Genomic DNA, 17,720 nt, shown 5'->3' with positions numbered 1-17,720 from the left:
CGCCGACGAAGCAGGAGTCGGGGATGGATACCATCGCGTTGCCGATGGTCAGCTACAACTCGGACCAGGGCATCGGCTACGGCGCGGTGGGCGCGGTGTATCTGTACGGCGCGGGCAAGGAGCCGTACGCGCACGCCATCGGCGCGCAGATCTTCTTCAGCAGCCGCGGCATGCAGAGCCACTACCTGCGCTACGACGGCCCCCGGCTCATCGGGCCGCTGCGGCTGGAGGGTGGGCTCGAGTATCGACGTGAGCTGCGCAGCCCGTTCTTCGGCGCCGGCAACCTGTCCGCGCCGGACTTCCGGGGCGACCTCGACAACGAGCGCTACACCTACGACAAGGGCTCGCCCGGCCTGTGGTTCCGCCTGCGCGGGCGTCCCTTCGGCGCGACCCATCCGCTGCAGACGTACGTGGGCTACGGCTGGCGACACACGAGCGTGGAGCCGTACGACGAGTCCATGCTCACGCAGCAGCAGCCGGTGGGCATCGAGGGTGGCTCCACCGGGCAGTTGCTCGCGGGCGCGCTGTGGGACACGCGCGACGACGAGGTGGATCCGCTGGAGGGCGGCGTCGAGGAGATCGCCCTGCGCGTGTCGGGGGTGGCCACGGGCAGCAAGTATCAATACGTGGGGCTGACGCTGAGCGAGCGCCGCTACGTGCGGCTGTCTTCGCGGCTCACCATCGCCCAGCGGCTCACGCTCGACATGCTCTTCGGGGACGTGCCGTTCTTCGAGTGGAGCAACACCGGCGGCGTCAACGTGTCGGAGGGCATCGGCGGGATGAGCAGCGTGCGCGGCATCGAGCGCAACCGCTTCTCCGGCAACATCAAGGCCTTCAGCAACACGGAGCTGCGCTTCCACGCCGCGCAGTTGAAGGTCTTCGGCCGGGACATGAAGCTGGGCGCGGTGATGTTCCTCGACCTGGGCCGCGTCTGGCACCCGGGCGTCGCCGACGGCAAGTGGCACGCGTGGCACCCGGGCATCGGCGGTGGCGTGCGCCTGTCGCGCCGCGCGGCGGTGGTCCGCATGGACTACGCCCGCTCCACGGAGACCGGCCGCCAGCGCTGCTACATCACCTTCGGCCACATGTTCTGAGCCACCTTCCGGCCCGACGCCCCTGACGCATCGCGCCCCGGAGCCTCCGGGTAGCCGCCCTCGGCGCCGGGACTCCCCTCCGCGGCCATGGCGCCCGTGCCTTCCTGCGAGTCATACACCTCTCGAAGACTCCAAGCACAGACACACCGATGCAGGACTGACCGCCAATCCGACCTCGCAGGAGGGGCCGCTCCCAAACCGTGTCAACCTCCCGCCCCGCGCCATCACCTGCCACAACGCATCCCTCACGGCGCTCGTGCCGGCTGAGGTCCGGCTGGGTCGAAGAGAGCCTGGCGAGGCATCGCCAGACACCGGGGGCGGGCCTCGGATGGGCCCAGAAGACAACAGTGGGCTGGACACTCGTGAAGCGCGCGTGTCCGGCGCCTTGAATCCGCCCCCCGCGCCTCGTCAGACTTTGGGCGTGGGGTGAGCCATGCCATGCATCACATCGTCCCGGCTGTGGGGAGTCCTGGGCGCGCTGCTGTGTCTGCAATGGAGCGCGGCCTGCGAGGCGCCCCCCATCCGCTCCGGAGCCGAAGGCAGACACGACGCCGCGCTGGTCCGCACCCGGCCACGCGTCCGGCTCGCCGCGGGCGCAGCGCATTCGCTCGCCATCCATCCCGACGGCACGGTGTGGGCAGCGGGCAACAACGACTTCGGCCAGCTCGGCACGGAGGGTATCGCCAGCACCTCGACGCCGCTCCAGGTCCCGGGAGTGACCGGCGCTACGTCCGTGTCGGGTGGTGAGTCCCACTCGGTGGCCCTCCGCGCCGATGGCACCGTCTGGGCCTGGGGCGACAACTCGACCGGCCAGCTGGGTGACGGCACACGCGTTCCTCGTGCCACGGCGGGCCAGGTGCCGGGACTCACCGGGGTGACCTCCCTCTCCTCGGGGAGGAACCACGTCCTGGCGGGAAAGGCGGACGGCACGGTCTGGGCCTGGGGCTTCAACGAGTTCGGCCAGGTGGGTGACGGCACCCGCGTCACGCGCAACACGCCGGTCCAGGTCCAGGGATTGACCGGCGTCGTGGCGGTGGTCGCCGGCCACAACACGTCCTTCGCGATCCGCTCGGATGGGACGTTGTGGAGCTGGGGCATGAACTTCAACGGCCAGTTGGGCAATGGCTCATATGCCCACGGTGTCGTGCCCGGACAGGTCCGAGTCCTGACGAACGTGGTGGCCGCGGCGGGAGGGAACTCGAACGCGCTGGCGGTCCTGTCGGATGGGACGGCCTGGGCCTGGGGGTCGGACGAAGCTGTCGGCTACGGCGTGACCACGCCAGTCGCCATCCCTGGCACGACGGGCTGTCGCGACGTCATCGCGGGCAATGGGTTCGCGCTCGTCATCAAGTCCGATGGAACGACTTGGAGCTGGGGGAACAACGACACCGGACAACTGGGCGATGGGACCAAGACGCTCCGCAACGCCCCCGTCCAGGTCGCCGGGCTGACGGGTGTCTCGGTGGCCGCCGCGGGCAACACCCACGTGCTGGCGCTGCGCTCGAATGGGAGCATCTGGGGCTGGGGCTCGAACCGCCACGGGCAACGTGGGGACGGCGCTCCCACGCGGTACACCACGCCCGTGAGTGTCGAGGGCGCATCGACGGGCGCGCTGGCGGTGGCGACGGGCAGCGCCCACTCCCTGCTGCTCCACCACGACGGCACCGTCTGGGCATGGGGCCGGAATGGCGAAGGGCAGCTCGGCGATGGAACCCGGCAATGGCACCCGGCGCCCGTGCGGGTCCCCGGGCTCGACGGAGTCACGGGCATCTCGGCGGGCGGTGGAGCCTCGCTCGCGCTCCGCCACGATGGCTCCGTGTGGAGATGGGGTGGAGGCGTCCCGACGCCGACCCAGGTCCCCGACCTCACCCAGGTCATCGCCATCTCCACGAGCCGCACGCACGCGCTCGCCCTGCGTGACGATGGAACGGTCAGAGCCTGGGGCACCAACGCCTTCGGCGGTCTGGGAGACGGCACCACCACGTCGCGCGCCAATCCCGTCCGCGTGCTCGACCTCGACGGAGTCATGAAGGTGGCCACCGCCCCCGCCTTCTCGCTCGCGGTGCGGCATGACGGCACGGCCTGGGCCTGGGGCGCCAATGGGAACGGACAGCTCGGAGACGGGACGACCGAGTTCCGAACGACCCCGGTCCAGGTGCGAGGACTCACGGAGGTCACCTCCATCGCGGGAGGGACACACCACTCCATGGCCGTGCGTGCCAATGGAAGCGGCTGGGCCTGGGGATATGACTATCTCCACGCCGGGATGAGTGGTCATCGCCATGACAACCGCGTCCCGGCTCCCATGACGGTGACGTCATTGCTCGACGTCGTCTCCGGCGACTCCACGGCCTTCGCCCCCGCGACGAATGGCAGCCTCTGGGCGGGAGGAATCAACGACTGGGGACAGGCCGGAAACGGGACGACCACCCACGCCGAGGACCCCGTCCTCGTCACCGGAATCGCCTCGGGCGTGACCTCGCTCGCAATGGGTGACAGCCACGCGCTGGCCATCCTGCCGGATGGAAGCGTCTGGGCCTGGGGCAACAACTCGGATGGGCAATTGGGACACGGCGCGGCCTTCGACGCGCTCGTCCCCGCACCGACGATGTGGTGGTGACCCGCCCCGCCCCGCCCGCAATGCCTTGAATTTAACCTTCCCCTCCGCGTCGGTGTTCTGCTTCGCAACACCAGACGAGGGGGAAGCAACACATGAAACACATTGCAGTATCGAAGTGGGGCGGAGTCCTGCGCGTCGCGTTGGGGCTCCTGTTGAGCGTGGGCTGTGGCCAGCCGTCGGAGCCGACACCGGCGGAGACCGACACAAGCCAGACCTCGAGCATCGCCAGGACACAAACCAAGGTCCGGCTGGCGGCGGGCGCGTATCACTCGCTGGCCATCCGTCCGGACGGGACGCTGTGGGTCGCGGGAAACAACGACGATGGACAGTTGGGGACGGGGGACTTCGAGAGTACGTCTACGCCGGTCCAGGTCCGGGGAATGACTGGCGTCCAATCCGTGGCTGGCGGCATGAGTCACTCGGTGGCGCTCCGCAGCGGCGGCACCGTCTGGACATGGGGCGCGAACTGGATGGGACAGTTGGGCGACGACTCCCATGATTCCCGCCCCACGGCGGCCCAGGTCCCCGCGCTCTCGGGAGTCGTCTCGGTCGCCGCGGGTTGGTATCACACGCTCGTGGCGAAGGCGGATGGCACGGTCTGGGCCTGGGGCTACAACTACTTCGGCCAGTTGGGGGATGGCTCGACGACCGATCGCCGCGCCCCCGTCCAGGTCCAGGGCCTGACGGGCATCGTGGCCGTGGTGGCCGGAGCCCAGAACTCGTTCGCGCTCCGCTCGGATGGCACCCTGTGGAGCTGGGGCCAGAACTCCGAGGGACAGCTCGGCAACGGGACGTTCGAGCACAGCGCCATCCCCGTCCAGGTCCAGGGGCTGACGGGTGTCATGGCCGCGTCGATCGGCAACGCGCGCGCGCTGGCCGTCCGTTCGGACGGCACCCTCTGGGGCTGGGGCATGGAATTCGCGCTCGGCTATCGCGTGGCGACGCCGACCCAGTTCGAGGGGCTGACACGCTTCAAGGATGTCGCCGCGGGGACCGGCTTCTCCTTGGCCATCAAGGCGGATGGGACCGTGTGGAGCTGGGGCGATGGGGCCCAGGGAGAGGTGGGGGACGGCACCAAGCGCATGCGCATGGCGCCCGCCCCGGTGCCAGGACTCACGGGTGTCACCGGGGTCGCCGCGGGAATGGACCATGTCCTGGCGGTGCGCGCGGATGGCACCCTCTGGGGCTGGGGAAGCAACAGCGACGGGCAGCTCGCGAACGGCGCCGTCATCCGCTACGCCACGCCCGCGCCCGTGCAGGGTGCCCCCACGGGAGTGCTCGCGGTGGCGACGGGCCGCGCGCACTCGCTGCTGCTCAACCACGACGGCACGGTCTGGAGTTGGGGGTTGAATACCTGGGGACAACTCGGAGACGGAACGCCGACCTCCCGCCCCGTCCCGACCCAGGTCCCCGGACTCGACGGCGTCACCGCCATCGGCGCGACGTACGGCGAGTCGTTCGTGCTGCGCGCCGACGGCACCGTCTGGAAGTGGGGCTACATCTCGAGCACCCCCACGCCGATTCCCGACCTGACCCGCGTCATCGCCCTCTCCGTGAGCGAGACACACGCCCTGGCGCTTCGCGATGACGGAACGGTCTGGGCCTGGGGACAGAACGCCGCGGGCAACCTGGGCGATGGAACGACGACGTCGAGCGACGTCCCGGTCAAGGTCCTGGACCTGGACGGCGTCGCGAAGGTGGCCACCGCGAACTCCCTCTCCTTCGCCGTCCGCCACGACGGCACGGCCTGGGCCTGGGGACAGAACGGTGCGGGGCAGCTCGGCGATGGCACGGCTGAAGACAGACACACTCCGGTCCAGGTGAGGAACCTCACGGACGTCGTCGCCATCGCGGGCGGCGAATACCATGGCATGGCCGTGAAGGCGGACGGCACCGGCTGGACCTGGGGGCTGGACTACTACCAGGCGGGAATGAGCAACCTCCCCCGCGAAGCACACCTCCCGGTGCGCATGTCGGTCGACGGCCTGGTCGACATCGTCTCCGGCCCCACGACCGGCATGGCGACGAGCATCGACGGCCGCGTGTGGACCGGTGGCTACAACGACATGGGTCAGCGCGGAGACGGCACCACCCAGAACAGCCCCGTGCCCAGCCCCCTCAGCGGAATCACCACCGGCGTGACAGCGCTCTCCATCGGCTATCACCACTCGCTCGCCGTCCTCCCGGATGGCACCGTCTGGGCATGGGGTGACAACTCGGATGGGCAACTGGGTTACGGCGAGCCCTTCGACAAGCTCGTCCCCATCCGCACCTCGCTGCTCGTCCCGTCCGGAACGGGTCCATTCTGATTTCTCATCTTTCGAATCTCACGGACTGAATATGGAATCCGAGTTCTCGTCTGGACAGCGTCTTCCACACGAGGGTCTCACATGACACATCCGTCGTTCTCGCGATTCCGCGGTGTATTGGGCGTCGCGCTGGGGCTTCTGCTGTCCGTGGGTTGTGGACAGCAGAGTGCCAGTCTCGATTCCACAGAGGCTGAAGGCAGTCAGGACACGGCGCTCTCCCGCACGAAGCCGAAGGTGCGAATCGCGGCGGGGATCCGCCACTCCCTTGCCATCCGTGCCAACGGGACGGTGTGGGCCTCGGGCAACAATACGTCCGGGCAGCTTGGCAGGACTGGCATCACCAACACTTCGACGCCCCTCCAGGTCCCCGGTTTGACGAACGCCACCTCCGTGGCCGCGGGCGATGAATTCTCCGTGGCGCTCCTCTCCACGGGTACGGTCTGGACCTGGGGTTCGAACCAGACGGGGCAGTTGGGTGTCCCTACGAGCAGCACGCCGGACTACGGGCGTGCCGTGCCTGACCAGGTCCCGGGCTTGACGGGGGTCGTGGCCATCGCCGCGGGCTACAGGCACGTGCTCGCGCTCAAATCGAACGGCACCATCTGGGCGTGGGGTGAGAACTGGAACGGGCAGTTGGGGGACGGCACGAACACGGCCCGATCGACACCCCTCCAGGTGACGGGGCTGACGAACGTCGTGGCCGTGGTCGCCCAGTCGTTGGGGTCCTATGCCATTCGTTCGGATGGAACGGTCTGGGCCTGGGGGTTCAATCGTTTCAATACCCTTGGGCGTGAGGGCGCGGACAGCGCAGTCCCCGTGCAGGTCCAGGGGCTGACGAACGTCGTGGCCCTGTCGGTGGGCTTTGCCCACGCGTTGGCCGTCAAGTCAGACGGCACCGTCTGGAGCTGGGGAGAGATACTGTATGGCGCCCCCGTGTCCCAGCCGACGCCCATCCAGGTTCCGGGATTGACGGGATGTGTCGACGTCGCCGTGGGCAGGGCCACCTCTTTCGCCGTCAAGGCGAACGGCACGGTTTGGAGCTGGGGCTTCAACGACCGAGGGCAGCTGGGTGATGGGACCCGGAACATCCGGAGTGAACCCGCGCAGGTGCCGGGGCTGACGGGCGTCTCCCTGGTCGTCGCGGGGGACACCCATGTCCTCGCCATGCGTACCGCTGGGGACATCTGGGCATGGGGAAGCAATGATGATGGTGAGCGGGGAGACGGTGGGCCGTCTCTGTATGCCACCCCCGGGCTGGTGCAAGGCAGCTTCCCCGGAGCGCTCGCGGTCGCGGCGGGTGCCACGCACTCCTTGCTGCTGGCCACGGATGGGACCGTCTGGTCCTTTGGATACAACGACAGTGGCCAGCTCGGTGATGGCACGACGACCCGCCACACCTTGCCGGCGCAGGTGCCGGCCCTCCAGGATGTCACGGCCATCGCGGCCGGAGGTAACCGCTCGCTGGCCCTTCTCAGTGACGGTTCGGTCTGGCAGTGGGGTGGTCCCTTCAACCTGCTGACGCCCACCCTGGTTCCGGGGCTCTCGGACGTCACGGTCATCGCCATCGCAGTGCGTGAGTCCCATGCGCTGGCCCTTGGCATGGACGGCAAGGTCCGCGCCTGGGGAGAGAATTCCAGCGGCGAGTTGGGTGACGGCACGACGACCTACCGGACGACCCCCGTCCAGGTTCTCGGGCTGGAGAATGTGATGAAGGTCGGCGCGGGCCGCCGGACCTCGTATGCCATCCGTTATGACGGGTTTGCCTTCGCCTGGGGTGAGAACGGCAACGGCCAGCTCGGCGATGGCACGACCACCGACCGCTACACGCCCGTCTCGATTTCGGGGCTGGACAATGTCACCTCCATCGCCGGAGGCGCCGCCTACGCCATGGCCGTGAAGGCGGATGGCACCGGCTGGCGGTGGGGCACCGACAACAGCTACCGCGCGAGCATGCCCGCCGTCGCCAACGGCAGCCTGGTGCCGAGCCCCATGTCCCTCCAAGGCGTGCAGGAGGTCGTCTCGAGCGACGACACGGCCTATGCCTGGGACGGCAACGGCGTGCTGTGGGCCGCGGGGGCCAATTTCTACGGGCAGCGAGGCAGCGGCACGCGGAGCGTCACTTCGCCCCCCAATCAGGTCGTGGGCATCACCCACGGCGTGACGATGGTCGCGGCGGGCAACGAGCACGCACTGGCCATCCTTCCGGATGGGACCGTCCAGTCCTGGGGCCAGAACACCGATGGCGAGCTCGGACGCGGCGTGCCGACCGAGGCGCTCCTCCCCGTCTCGTCACTGTTGGATTGAGCCACCGCCCCCCAGATGAATCAGGGCCCCGGGGCGTCGCAGGTCCCGGGGCCCCGGGGCTTCAATCGTGTGTCCTCATGGACTCACGGACGGCTCACGGACCATCCACCGTGAGGTCGTCGATGGCCAGGCCGCAGCTCACGCCGCCGGAGGTGCTCTCCAGTTTGATGAGCGAGCTGGAGGTCGTCGCGGTGAAGACGAACGTGCGCAGCGTCCAGCCCGGCAGCGAGTTGGAGACGCTCGCCGTGGACGGGCCGTAGGTCAGCGTCGCGGTGCGAGTCCCCGTGCAGCTCGGAGGCAGCGCCACGTAGAAGCGCACCGTGTAGCCATTGCCCGCCACCGTGGGGACGATCTGCTCGATGCTGCCGGCGCCGTAGCCGTTCAGGTCGATGGACTTGCTCCCGCTGTTGGGCGTCTTGTACGTGCTGTGCATCACCTTGATGCTGCCGCCCACCGTCCAGTTGGTCAGCGTCGTCGCCCCCGTGGTGAGGACGGTGTAGTTGTAGCTACCCGGCGGCGCCGCCTCGAAGCCGCTGTTGGTGGCCTTGTTGATGCCCTGCTCCACCGAGCCCAGCTCCGGCTCGCCCGCCGCCAGCCCCTCCGGACCGCCACACCCGGACAGCACGAGTCCCAACGACAGACCCGTCATCACGCCCCCTCGAATCATCTCATTGATGCGCATGTTCACCTTTCGTGTCGACCGCGACGGTTCAGCGTTCCCCAAACGCCGCCGCTCTCGCGGTGCCGAGCAACGGCGCCGTGAACACTAGTCACACCCGAAGTAAACGACGACTTCCGGACGCTTCGGAGACGTTCTTTCCATGCGACGAGAGGAATTGAGCCATCCGACCCGGGACACGAGACACCCGGGTAACGGCTCACAGTGTCACGGATGACTGCTCACACGAGCGCGTCGACCCAGGTGCGCAGCCGGGGGTCGAGCTGTGCCTCGCCCCGGACGCCCGCCTCGGGCGACAGCGTGAGCGTGTGGAAGCCGCGAGCAGCCAATCCCTGGCACAGCTCGGCGCGCTTCGCGTCATCCGGGGCGAAGAGGATGCACCCATCCCCTCCCCCCGCGCCGGACTGCTTGCCCGCGCAGCCATAGGAGGCGGCGATGGCGAGGATGCGGCGGATGCCCTCCGTCTCCAGGGGGCCCAATTCCAGGAGCAGCGCGTGCTGGGCGGCCACCGCCTCCGAGAAGGCCTGGAAGTCACTTCCCCCCAGCCCATCCTCGATGGCCTGCCCCAGGGCATCGGAGCGCGACACGAAGGCCCGGCGGCCCGCCTCCTCCAGCCGCGCCTCCACCTGGCCGATGAGCACGCGCGTGGACGCGCTCTCGCCCGTGAAGGCGTAGGCCATGGACACCCGGGGCGTGGGCAGCCGCCACACGTCCACGGCGGGTGCCTCCGCCAGCGCCGCGCGCAGACGGCTGCCATTGCTGGCCTCGGCCAGGGTCGCCACGTCGTAGCGCCGGTAGCGAAGCACGCCGCCGGCGAAGCTCGCCGCCACGTCCCCGCCGCTGCCCTTGCCGCCCTGCCCGAGCGAGTGCGACACCAGGGCCAGCTTCAGCGCGTCGAAGCGCTCCTCCAGCACGTAGCGCGCCGCCTCGGCCGCGAGCACCGTGGCGCACGCGCTGCCGCCCATGCCCAGCTTCTGGCCATTGGGGCCCACCGCCGAGGGCGCCACCGCGAAGTCGAAGCCGGGGCTCGCCCGGCCATGCGCGCGCAGCGCCTCGTCCAGCGTCCGCGCGACGAAGGAGAAGCCCGCCGGCACCTCGCGCGCCCACGCCACGCCCCGGGGGGTGACGCTGCCCGCCAGGGTGCCCTCCTCCAGGCACACGTGGACGCGTGCGTCCACGCGCCGGCGCACGTACGCCCCGGTCCGAGGCGCCACCGCCGCCACCCGCGCCACCCCACCCCACAGCACGGCGTACTCGCCGGAGACGAACAGCTTGCCCGGGGCGGAGAGGGCGCGCTCCATCAGAACAGGTGCTCCGGCGTCAGCGTGGCGTCACCGCCGGGCACGCAGCGAATCACGTCCAGCGCGCCACACGCGCGGGCCAGCGCCTCCGCCGCCACCTCGTGCGCCGCGTCCGTCAGCAGCACCGGGTTGGGCCCCGCGTCCAGCGTGAACCACACCGGCACGCCCTTCTTGCGGGCCTCGCGCAGGTGCTGGATGAGGCCCAGCGTGCCGGCGTTCAGGTAGCAGAGCGGCGGGTTCGCGGCGAGCGACGCGGCATGCATCCGCCACGCGTTGCGCTCGCACAGCTCGCCCAGCGCCTGCAGGTCCTTCCGGGCGATGAGCTCGCGGGCCACGGGGACCTCCGCCTCCGCGTCCTTCACCCAGGCCGGGTAGTACGGGCTCGTGTCCACGGTCTGCTTCATCCCGTCGCGGGACTTCACGTCCTTCTCGCCCCGGTCGACGACCGCCACCACCATGCGCAGGTCCGGCCAGTGCCCAGCGGCGAAGCGCTGCACCGCGAAGCTGTCCTCGCCGTCCGCGCGCTCGCCCCGCTGCCACTCGCAGAAGCCGCCCTCGATGCTGCGACAGGCCGACCCGCTGCCCAGCCGCGCCAGGATGCTCTCCGCGCGCGTGTCCCGGGGGAGCCCGGCCGCCGCGCGCGCCGCCACCGCCAGCGCCGCGAAGCCCGCCGCGCTCGACGCCAGGCCCGCCGCCATGGGGAAGTCGCCGCGGGACACCATCCGCGCCGGCCCCAGCGCCGTCTTCGCCTGCGCCCGCACGGACTCCAGCAGGCGCAGCACGCGGTCGCGCTCTCCCCCCTTGGCGGTGTGGCCGTTGAGCTCCACCTGGTCGCTGGCGACGCCGAACTCCACCGTGGTCGTCACCGACAGGGGCGACAGCGTCAGCGACAGGCTCGACTGGTGCGGGAGGATGAGCGCTTCGTCCCGCTTCCCCCAGTACTTCACCAGGGCGATGTTGGGATGCGCGAGGGCAGTGGCTTTCATGGGGACACTCACGACGCCCGCGGACCCGCGAGCTGGCTGCTGAAGCAGCGCACACCGAGCCGGGTGAGCTGCGTCACCACCGACTCCGGTTCGACGAACAAGCCGACCACGGCGCCACCGTCCCCACCGGCTCCGGTGAGCTTGGCGCCCAGGGCTCCCAGCCCTCGCAGCCGGTACACCATCTCCTCCAGCGGAGGCGACGACAGGCCGAGCGCCGACAAGAGGCCCTGGTTGACGTTCATCGCGTCCCCCAGCGCCTCCAGGTCACCCGCCTCCACCGCCTTCGCGCCCTCCATCGACAGCCGGCCGATCTGCGCGAACAGCCGCTGGTAGCGCTCGGGCCAACGCGCCTGCCGCGCGCGCAGCGCGGACACCGTCACCTTGGTGGGGCTGCGCTCGCCGGCCAGCGCCACCACCACCTTCAGGGGCTTGGGGCTGTCCACGGTGCGGCCCTTGCCCACCGACGCCGCGCCCGGCGCGCGCCGGTACAGCAGCAGCCGCTCGTGGGCGCTGGTGGTGTGGTCCACGCCGGACGGCGTGCCGTGGAACTCCTGCTCCATCGCCCAGGCCAGGCGCGCGGCCTCCTTGGGCGAGGGCTCCTGGCCGGCGGCGCGCAGCAGCAGCCTGGCGCACGCCACGGACAGCGCCGCGGAGCTGCCCAGCCCCACCGACAGCGGCAGCTCCGGGTCCAGCGTCACCTTCACCGCGGGCTCGCCCACCAGCTTCGCGGCGCGCGCGAACGCGCCGGTGAGCAGCGAGCGCTGGGCGCGGCTCAGCGTGGCGGGCAGGGACAACTGGCATTTCTTCGCCGGCACGCCGCGCGCGCGCACGCCGTACGACAGCGGCCCGCACAGGGCGGGGTGGCCGTAGACGACGCTGTGCTCGCCCAGCAGGATGACCTTGCCAGCGCCGAAGGTGGACAGGGGGGATTCGGTGGCCACGGCGCTAGACGTTGGTTCCGGTGGCGGCCGCCGCGTCCTCGGCGGGAAGGCTGGCGAGGATCTCACGCGCCTTCTCCACCTTCACGTGGCCGGCCTTCACGAGCAGGTCGGCGATCTTCTCCACCCAGTCGCCGCGCGCGCCGGCGGTCACCGCCACGCAGCGCGCGTGCAGGGCCATGTGCCCCTGCTGGATGCCGATGCTGCCCAGCGCCCGGAGCGCCGCGAAGTTCTGCGCCAGGCCCACGGCCGCGAACACCATGGACAGCTCGCGCACGCTCGAGGCGCGCAGGAGCTTGAGCGCCGTCTGCACGCCCGGGTGGATCTTGATGGGCCCGCCCACCAGCCCCAGCGCCATGGGCAGCTCGATGCGGCCCACCAGGTGGCCCTCCTCCAGGTACCACGTGGAGAGCGGCCGGTACTGGCCCCCGCGGCAGGCGAACGCGTGCGCGCCCGCCTCGATGGCGCGCCAGTCCTGCCCCGTGGCGATGGCCACGGAGTCGATGCCGTTCATCACGCCCTTGTTGTGCGTGGCGGCGCGGTACGGGTCGGCCTCCGCGAAGCGGCTGGCCTGGGCGATGCCCTCGGCGATGACCTCGCCCGGCATCTCGAAGTCCGCCAGCAGCGCCAGGGGGATGCGGCACATGGCGCGCGCCAGCCGGCGGTCCGCGAGGTTGGAGAGGATGCGCAGGTACACCTTGCCGCCGGTGATCTGCTCGACGAGCGGCGCCACGCCCTCCGCCACGGTGTTGATGAGGTTGGCGCCCATCGCCTCCTGCGTGTCGATGAGGACGTGGACGATGAGCAGCGGCTCGCCGCGCGGCCCCTCGGGGGCCGGCAGCACGCGCACCTCGATGTCCCGCGCCCCGCCGCCACGGGCCACCATGGCCGGGTGGAAGCTGTTGGCCAGCGCGAGCAGCTGCTCCTTGTGCGCGAGGATCTTGTTGGTCGCCTCGGTGGGGTCGCCGTACCGGGTCACCTGCACCTGGCCGATCATCATCGAATCGTCGGCCTCGGCGGTGAAGCCGCCCGCCTCGCGGACGATCTTCGCCGCGAAGGACACCGCCGCGACGACGGACGGCTCCTCCACGGCCATGGGCACCAGGTAGTCGCGCCCGTTCACCTGGAGGTTGAGCCCCAGGCCCAGCGGCAGGGAGAAGGTCCCCACCGCGTTCTCGATCATCTGGTTGGCCAGCACCGGCTGGAGCGCCTCGCTCCCACGGAGCTGGTCCAGCTCACCTTGGGAGAGCCGCAACATCCGCGCAAGCTGGGCGAGTCGCTCCTCCATCGGCAGCTTGTGGAACCCGGAGAGCCGGGACGTCACGGTCTCAGACATTGGTCGTCCTTCTTCCCACGTCGGCGCGGCCACTACAGCGCCGCCATCCAGTCCTTCAATACACCGGTCACCACGCGAGGGCGCTGTCGCAGCTCAGCGCAACTTCTACTCCCCGTCAGGACGAGCGCCTGTCGCAGCCCCGTCAGGATGACCTCGAGTTCCGTCTCCGCGCCCGCCAACCCGCCCGCCTGTTGAGCCCGGAACAGCGGCAGGGCCATGCCCGCCACGTCCGCGCCCAGCGCCAGCACCTTCGCCACGTCCAGCCCCGTCCGGATGCCGCCGCTGCCCACCAGCCGGACCTCGGCCCCCACGGCCGCGCGCACGGTGGCCACCGCCGCCGCCGTCGGGATGCCCCAGGCGCTGTACTCCGCGCCCACCCGGGCTTGTACGCCCGAGGCCCGGAGTTGTTCCACGCGCACCCAGGAAGTGCCGCCCAGGCCCGACACGTCGATGTGACGGACCCCCAGCCCCGCGAGCCGCCGCGCCACCTCGGGCCCGATGCCGCAGCCCGTCTCCTTCACCAGCAGCCGCTCGCCCAGGGCCTTCACCAGCGACTCCACCACGGCGTAGCCGCCCCGGAAGTCCCGGTCCCCTTCGGGCTGCGTCAGCTCCTGCCCCGCGTTGAGGTGGAGCGCCACCCCGTCCGCGCCGATGGCGTCCATCAGCCGCCGCACCCCGTCCACGCCCAGCCGCACCGCCTGGTAGAGGCCGATGTTCCCCAGCAGCGCCACCGTGGGCGCCACCTGCCGGACCTGGAACGACGCGGCCCGCGCCACGTCCTCCGACATGGCCCGCTGGCTGCCCACGCCGAACGCCAGCCCGTGCCGCTCGGCCAGGAGCGCCAGGTCACGATTGACCGCGCCCGCGCGCTCGGTGCCGCCCGTCATCCCGGTGACGAGCACCGGGTGGCGCAGCCGCTTGCCCAGGAAGGGCACCGACAGGTCCACGTCCTCCACCGCCATCTCCGGCATGGCGCAGTGGACCAGGTGCACGCACTCCAGCAGCGTGCTGTTCCCGCCCGGCTCGACGTCACCCGTCGCGCACAAGTCGAGATGGGCGTCCTTGCGCCGGGCTGTGGTGTCCTCGACCATCGCTGGGGTGTCCATCCCGAATTCCCCGCGAGGCGTGTAAGTGCTTGCAGGGTCGGGGGTTTCCTAGCAAGCGGCGGGGGACGGGTGCAAGCCAAAGGGCCTGGACGGTCGCTCCACGAGGCTCGATGGACGGGGGCGGCTTTTGGACGGTATGAGGCCCGGGTGAGCGCCACCCCGCCGTCCAAGGTTGTCGTCTTCCTGCACAGCGGGGACTACGACCGGATCCACCAGGGCCTGTCCATCGCGGCGGCGGCGGCGGCGTCCGGACGCCGGGTGGAGGTGTATCTCTTCTGGTGGGCTCTGGAGCGGTTCCTGAAGGACGCGCTGGACGAGCCGGACTTCGCGGGGCGAGTGGACGTGAGCGACCGCTTCGAGTCACGGGGTATGCCCACCCTGCGCACGCTGCTGGAGCACCTGACGGAGTCGGGGCTGTGCACGCTCGCGGGCTGCACGGGCTCGCTCGGCGCGCTGGGCGGCGAGGAGGAGGCCGCTGGCAGCGGCATCCCGCTGTGGCTGGGGTGGAGCGCCATCCTCCAGCGCACCGCCGGGGTGACGGACCGCTTCTACCTCTGAAGGCGCGGCGCGCCCCGGCACCACGTCGCCGGGGCACACCCCCGCGTGTTCAATGAGACAGCTTGAGGCCCACCATCGCCGTGCGGGGGGCGTTGGGGCGGGCGCCGAAGGGCCGGCGGGAGACGATGTCCGCGGAGTCGAACACGTTGCGCACGCCGAGGTAGAGCTGGCCCCAGCGGGAGAAGTTCCAGCTCGCGTTGACGTCGAACGTCAGCATCGCGTCCGTGAGCTCGCCGGGCGGCGCCTCGCCCTGCCCCGCCTGCTCGCGCATGGCGTCGATGTAGAGCGCGCTGACGGCCACGCCGCCGAGCGCGCCCTCCACGCCCGCCGTCGCGTACACCTGGTGGCGGGGGACGTACGGCAGCTCGTCGCCCGCGCGCACGTCGCCGTACTGCGGGTCGGCCGAGCGGAAGTCGTTGAGCAGCTCCGTGCGCGTGAAGGTGTAGGAGACGGAGACGGGGAACGTCATCCCGCCGCCCGGGCGGAAGGTCTTCTCCGCGAAGACCTCCAGGCCGTAGATGCGGGCCTGCCCGGCGTCCGTCTGCCGGTCGAGGTCGTCGTCGACGCAGCCGCTGGAGAAGGTGCAGATGGCGGTGAGGTTCGAGTAGTCGTTGAAGAAGCCCACGACCTCGAGCCGCTCGCCCCGCCGCGTCCAGCGCGCGCCGCCCTCGTAGTTGATGCTGCGCTCGGCCTCCACGGAGCCCGGCTGTCCCGGCGCCGGGGGCGAGAAGCCCCGGTACACGCCCGCGAAGAGGCCCAGGTCGGGCGTCAACGCGCCGAAGGCCCCGACGCCCGGCATCAGCACCTCGAGCGCGCCCCGCGTCTGCTCTCCCGTCAGCCAGTCGTTCGAGCGGGAGCGGATGACCTCCAGGCGGACACCGGGCGTGAGGACCCAGCGCCCCCAGGCGATGGCGTCCGTGACGTGCAGCGCGACGGCGTGGGTCTCGTCCTTGTTGTGCGCCGTGGTGAGCGTGGGCTGGCCTCCGTGGACCAGCTCGCCCCCCACCATGTTGAAGCCATCCTCCGTGTGCTTCCGGTCGATGCTGTCGTAGTGGTAGCGCGCGCCCACCTCCAGGCTGTGGCTCAGCGGGCCCGTCGTGGTGGTCCACCGCGCGACGCTCTGGAGGCCCTGGGACACGAAGACGCGGTCATTCGGACCGATGAACACCATGTCCTGGGACGTGGACGAGTCGAGCTGGCCGGTGAGCACGCCGTAGTAGATGGCGTTGCGCGCGCTCGTCGGGTCCGCGAGGACGTTGGCGATGGCCGCGCCGCCCATGCGGTTCACCTTGCGCCAGATGCGGCTGAAGTCGTTGCGGTAGGCCGTGGTGGTGATGGCCAGGGAGCCCGCCTCCAGCACGTGGCTCAGCGCGACCTGCGTCCGGTGCCACTTCATCCGGTCCAGCGCGCTCGCGGCGTAGCGCCGCAGGGGCGCCGCCCGGAAGTCCTCGTCCGACAGGCCGAGGTACGTCTCGTGGGACAGCTCGTCGGAGTAGCCGAGCTTCAGGTTGAGGGTCTGCCGCACCGGGCCCTCGGCGACCAGCCGGTAGCGGGCCTTGGCCATCCACTCGTTGCGGTGGAAACCCGTGGGGCCGCCTCCGTCGAGTTCCTTGAAGCCGTCGCTGCGCAGGTGGATGCCCTCCACCAGGAAGCCCGCGCGCTCGGTGCTCGCGCCGAACACGCCGTGGGCCTTGCCGTAGAGGTCGGTGCCACCGGCCACGTCCAGCCACGCGGACTCGGCCGCGGGGATGTCGCGGGTGATGAACTCCACGGAGCCCGCCACCGTCTGCGGGCCGTGCTGGATGGCGGAGGGCCCCTTGAGCACGCGCACCGACTGCATGCGGGTGACGAGCGGGAAGTAGTAGGCGGCCGGCGCGGAGTACGGCGCGGGGCCGAAGAGGACGCCGTCCTCGAGCAGGGTGACCTTCTTGCTGCGGTCCGGGTTGACGCCGCGCAGGCCGACGTTCGGGCGCAGGCCATAGCCGTCCTCGCCGCGCGCGTACACGCCGGGCACCGTCATCAGGATGGCGTTCGGGTCATCGCGCTCGAAGCGCTCCAACTGCGCGGGCTTGACGATGTGGACCGAGCCGCTCGTGCGCGTCTCCGACGTGCCCACCACCACGCTCTCGAACTTCTTCTCGCCGGGGTCGGACGCGCCTTCCGTGGCGGGGAACAGCTCCACCGCCGGCGCCCGCCCGGCGTCCGACTCCGTCGCGAGCGGGGCATCGGCCGCGGTGGGCCCGCCGTCGACCCCTGGGGCGGCGACGGGCGCCACGTCCCCCTCGGGCGTCGACGGAGCGGCGCTCGTGGGTGGCGCCTCCCCCGCGGGCGGGCCTTCCACGGGCGTGACGACCGCCCCGGTCGCGGCGCCCTCCTGGGCCACGCCCCCGGACGCCTCGGTCTGCGCGCCAGCGGACGACGCGACCCCCATCATGAGCACCGGGAGCATCCAGCCCCGTGCCCGCCTCGACCTCTCCATGAACCGTGCC

Annotated in this window: 12 protein-coding genes; 5 read left to right on the top strand and 7 right to left on the bottom strand. The window is 70.9% G+C overall.

The window, feature by feature from the left end; all coding sequences use genetic code 11:
* Window positions 1–23 precede the first annotated feature (23 nt).
* The 4 genes from omp85 to LZ198_RS14520 all read left to right on the top strand — a co-directional run bounded on the left by omp85 (window position 24) and on the right by LZ198_RS14520 (window position 8,327).
* Window positions 24–1,094: an Omp85 family outer membrane protein gene (gene omp85, locus LZ198_RS14535; protein ID WP_253972547.1), complete on the top strand. Its 1,071-nt coding sequence runs from the start codon at window positions 24–26 to the stop codon at window positions 1,092–1,094.
* A 433-nt stretch (window positions 1,095–1,527) separates the two neighbouring features.
* Complete coding sequence (locus LZ198_RS14530) at window positions 1,528–3,714, top strand: RCC1 domain-containing protein (RefSeq protein ID WP_253972546.1); 2,187 nt, start codon at window positions 1,528–1,530, stop codon at window positions 3,712–3,714.
* A 92-nt stretch (window positions 3,715–3,806) separates the two neighbouring features.
* Window positions 3,807–6,023, top strand: coding sequence for an RCC1 domain-containing protein (locus tag LZ198_RS14525; protein ID WP_253972545.1), 2,217 nt, complete (start codon window positions 3,807–3,809; stop codon window positions 6,021–6,023).
* An 81-nt stretch (window positions 6,024–6,104) separates the two neighbouring features.
* Window positions 6,105–8,327, top strand: coding sequence for an RCC1 domain-containing protein (locus LZ198_RS14520; protein ID WP_253972544.1), 2,223 nt, complete (start codon window positions 6,105–6,107; stop codon window positions 8,325–8,327).
* A gap of 94 nt (window positions 8,328–8,421) precedes the next feature.
* Here LZ198_RS14520 and LZ198_RS14515 read toward each other — a convergent pair whose 3' ends face one another.
* The 6 genes from LZ198_RS14515 to fni form a co-directional block, all read right to left on the bottom strand.
* Window positions 8,422–9,009, bottom strand: a complete 588-nt coding sequence (locus tag LZ198_RS14515) for a DUF642 domain-containing protein (RefSeq protein ID WP_253972543.1) — start codon at window positions 9,007–9,009, stop codon at window positions 8,422–8,424.
* 218 nt (window positions 9,010–9,227) lie between these two features.
* The gene (locus LZ198_RS14510) at window positions 9,228–10,307 is read right to left on the bottom strand and encodes a mevalonate kinase family protein (protein ID WP_253972542.1); all 1,080 of its coding nucleotides are present in this window, start codon (window positions 10,305–10,307) and stop codon (window positions 9,228–9,230) included.
* Window positions 10,307–11,293, bottom strand: a complete 987-nt coding sequence (gene mvaD, locus LZ198_RS14505) for a diphosphomevalonate decarboxylase (RefSeq protein WP_253972541.1) — start codon at window positions 11,291–11,293, stop codon at window positions 10,307–10,309. Before mvaD ends, LZ198_RS14510 begins: the two co-directional genes overlap by 1 nt.
* Before the next feature lie 8 nt (window positions 11,294–11,301).
* Window positions 11,302–12,234, bottom strand: a complete 933-nt coding sequence (mvk, locus tag LZ198_RS14500; protein ID WP_253972540.1) for a mevalonate kinase — start codon at window positions 12,232–12,234, stop codon at window positions 11,302–11,304.
* Between the two features lie 4 nt (window positions 12,235–12,238).
* Complete coding sequence (locus LZ198_RS14495; protein ID WP_253972539.1) at window positions 12,239–13,567, bottom strand: hydroxymethylglutaryl-CoA reductase, degradative; 1,329 nt, start codon at window positions 13,565–13,567, stop codon at window positions 12,239–12,241.
* Between the two features lie 32 nt (window positions 13,568–13,599).
* Window positions 13,600–14,658, bottom strand: coding sequence for a type 2 isopentenyl-diphosphate Delta-isomerase (gene fni, locus LZ198_RS14490; protein ID WP_253972576.1), 1,059 nt, complete (start codon window positions 14,656–14,658; stop codon window positions 13,600–13,602).
* Between the two features lie 162 nt (window positions 14,659–14,820).
* Here fni and LZ198_RS14485 point away from each other — a divergent pair, with 162 nt between their 5' ends.
* Complete coding sequence (locus LZ198_RS14485) at window positions 14,821–15,231, top strand: hypothetical protein (protein ID WP_253972538.1); 411 nt, start codon at window positions 14,821–14,823, stop codon at window positions 15,229–15,231.
* A gap of 49 nt (window positions 15,232–15,280) precedes the next feature.
* On the opposite strand, the gene LZ198_RS14480 is transcribed toward LZ198_RS14485, so the two are convergent.
* Window positions 15,281–17,680, bottom strand: a complete 2,400-nt coding sequence (locus LZ198_RS14480; RefSeq protein WP_407667426.1) for a TonB-dependent receptor family protein — start codon at window positions 17,678–17,680, stop codon at window positions 15,281–15,283.
* Window positions 17,681–17,720: the final 40 nt, after the last annotated feature.

The organism is Myxococcus dinghuensis, from assembly GCF_024198235.1.
Taxonomy (GTDB): Bacteria; Myxococcota; Myxococcia; order Myxococcales; family Myxococcaceae; genus Myxococcus; species Myxococcus dinghuensis.
The sequence above is the reverse complement of the archived record's forward strand: the minus strand, read 5'-3'. Positions and strand labels throughout refer to the sequence as shown.

What these genes read in the sequence shown, in the direction of transcription:
- LZ198_RS14530 (WP_253972546.1), top strand. Translation starts at nt 1,528, where the DNA reads ATGCCATGCATCACATCGTCCCGGCTGTGGGGAGTCCTGGGCGCGCTG.
- omp85 (WP_253972547.1), top strand. Translation starts at nt 24, where the DNA reads ATGGATACCATCGCGTTGCCGATGGTCAGCTACAACTCGGACCAGGGC.
- LZ198_RS14520 (WP_253972544.1), top strand. Translation starts at nt 6,105, where the DNA reads ATGACACATCCGTCGTTCTCGCGATTCCGCGGTGTATTGGGCGTCGCG.
- fni (WP_253972576.1), bottom strand. Translation starts at nt 14,658, where the DNA reads ATGGTCGAGGACACCACAGCCCGGCGCAAGGACGCCCATCTCGACTTG.
- LZ198_RS14510 (WP_253972542.1), bottom strand. Translation starts at nt 10,307, where the DNA reads ATGGAGCGCGCCCTCTCCGCCCCGGGCAAGCTGTTCGTCTCCGGCGAG.
- mvaD (WP_253972541.1), bottom strand. Translation starts at nt 11,293, where the DNA reads ATGAAAGCCACTGCCCTCGCGCATCCCAACATCGCCCTGGTGAAGTAC.
- LZ198_RS14515 (WP_253972543.1), bottom strand. Translation starts at nt 9,009, where the DNA reads ATGCGCATCAATGAGATGATTCGAGGGGGCGTGATGACGGGTCTGTCG.
- LZ198_RS14525 (WP_253972545.1), top strand. Translation starts at nt 3,807, where the DNA reads ATGAAACACATTGCAGTATCGAAGTGGGGCGGAGTCCTGCGCGTCGCG.
- LZ198_RS14480 (WP_407667426.1), bottom strand. Translation starts at nt 17,680, where the DNA reads ATGCTCCCGGTGCTCATGATGGGGGTCGCGTCGTCCGCTGGCGCGCAG.
- LZ198_RS14495 (WP_253972539.1), bottom strand. Translation starts at nt 13,567, where the DNA reads ATGTCTGAGACCGTGACGTCCCGGCTCTCCGGGTTCCACAAGCTGCCG.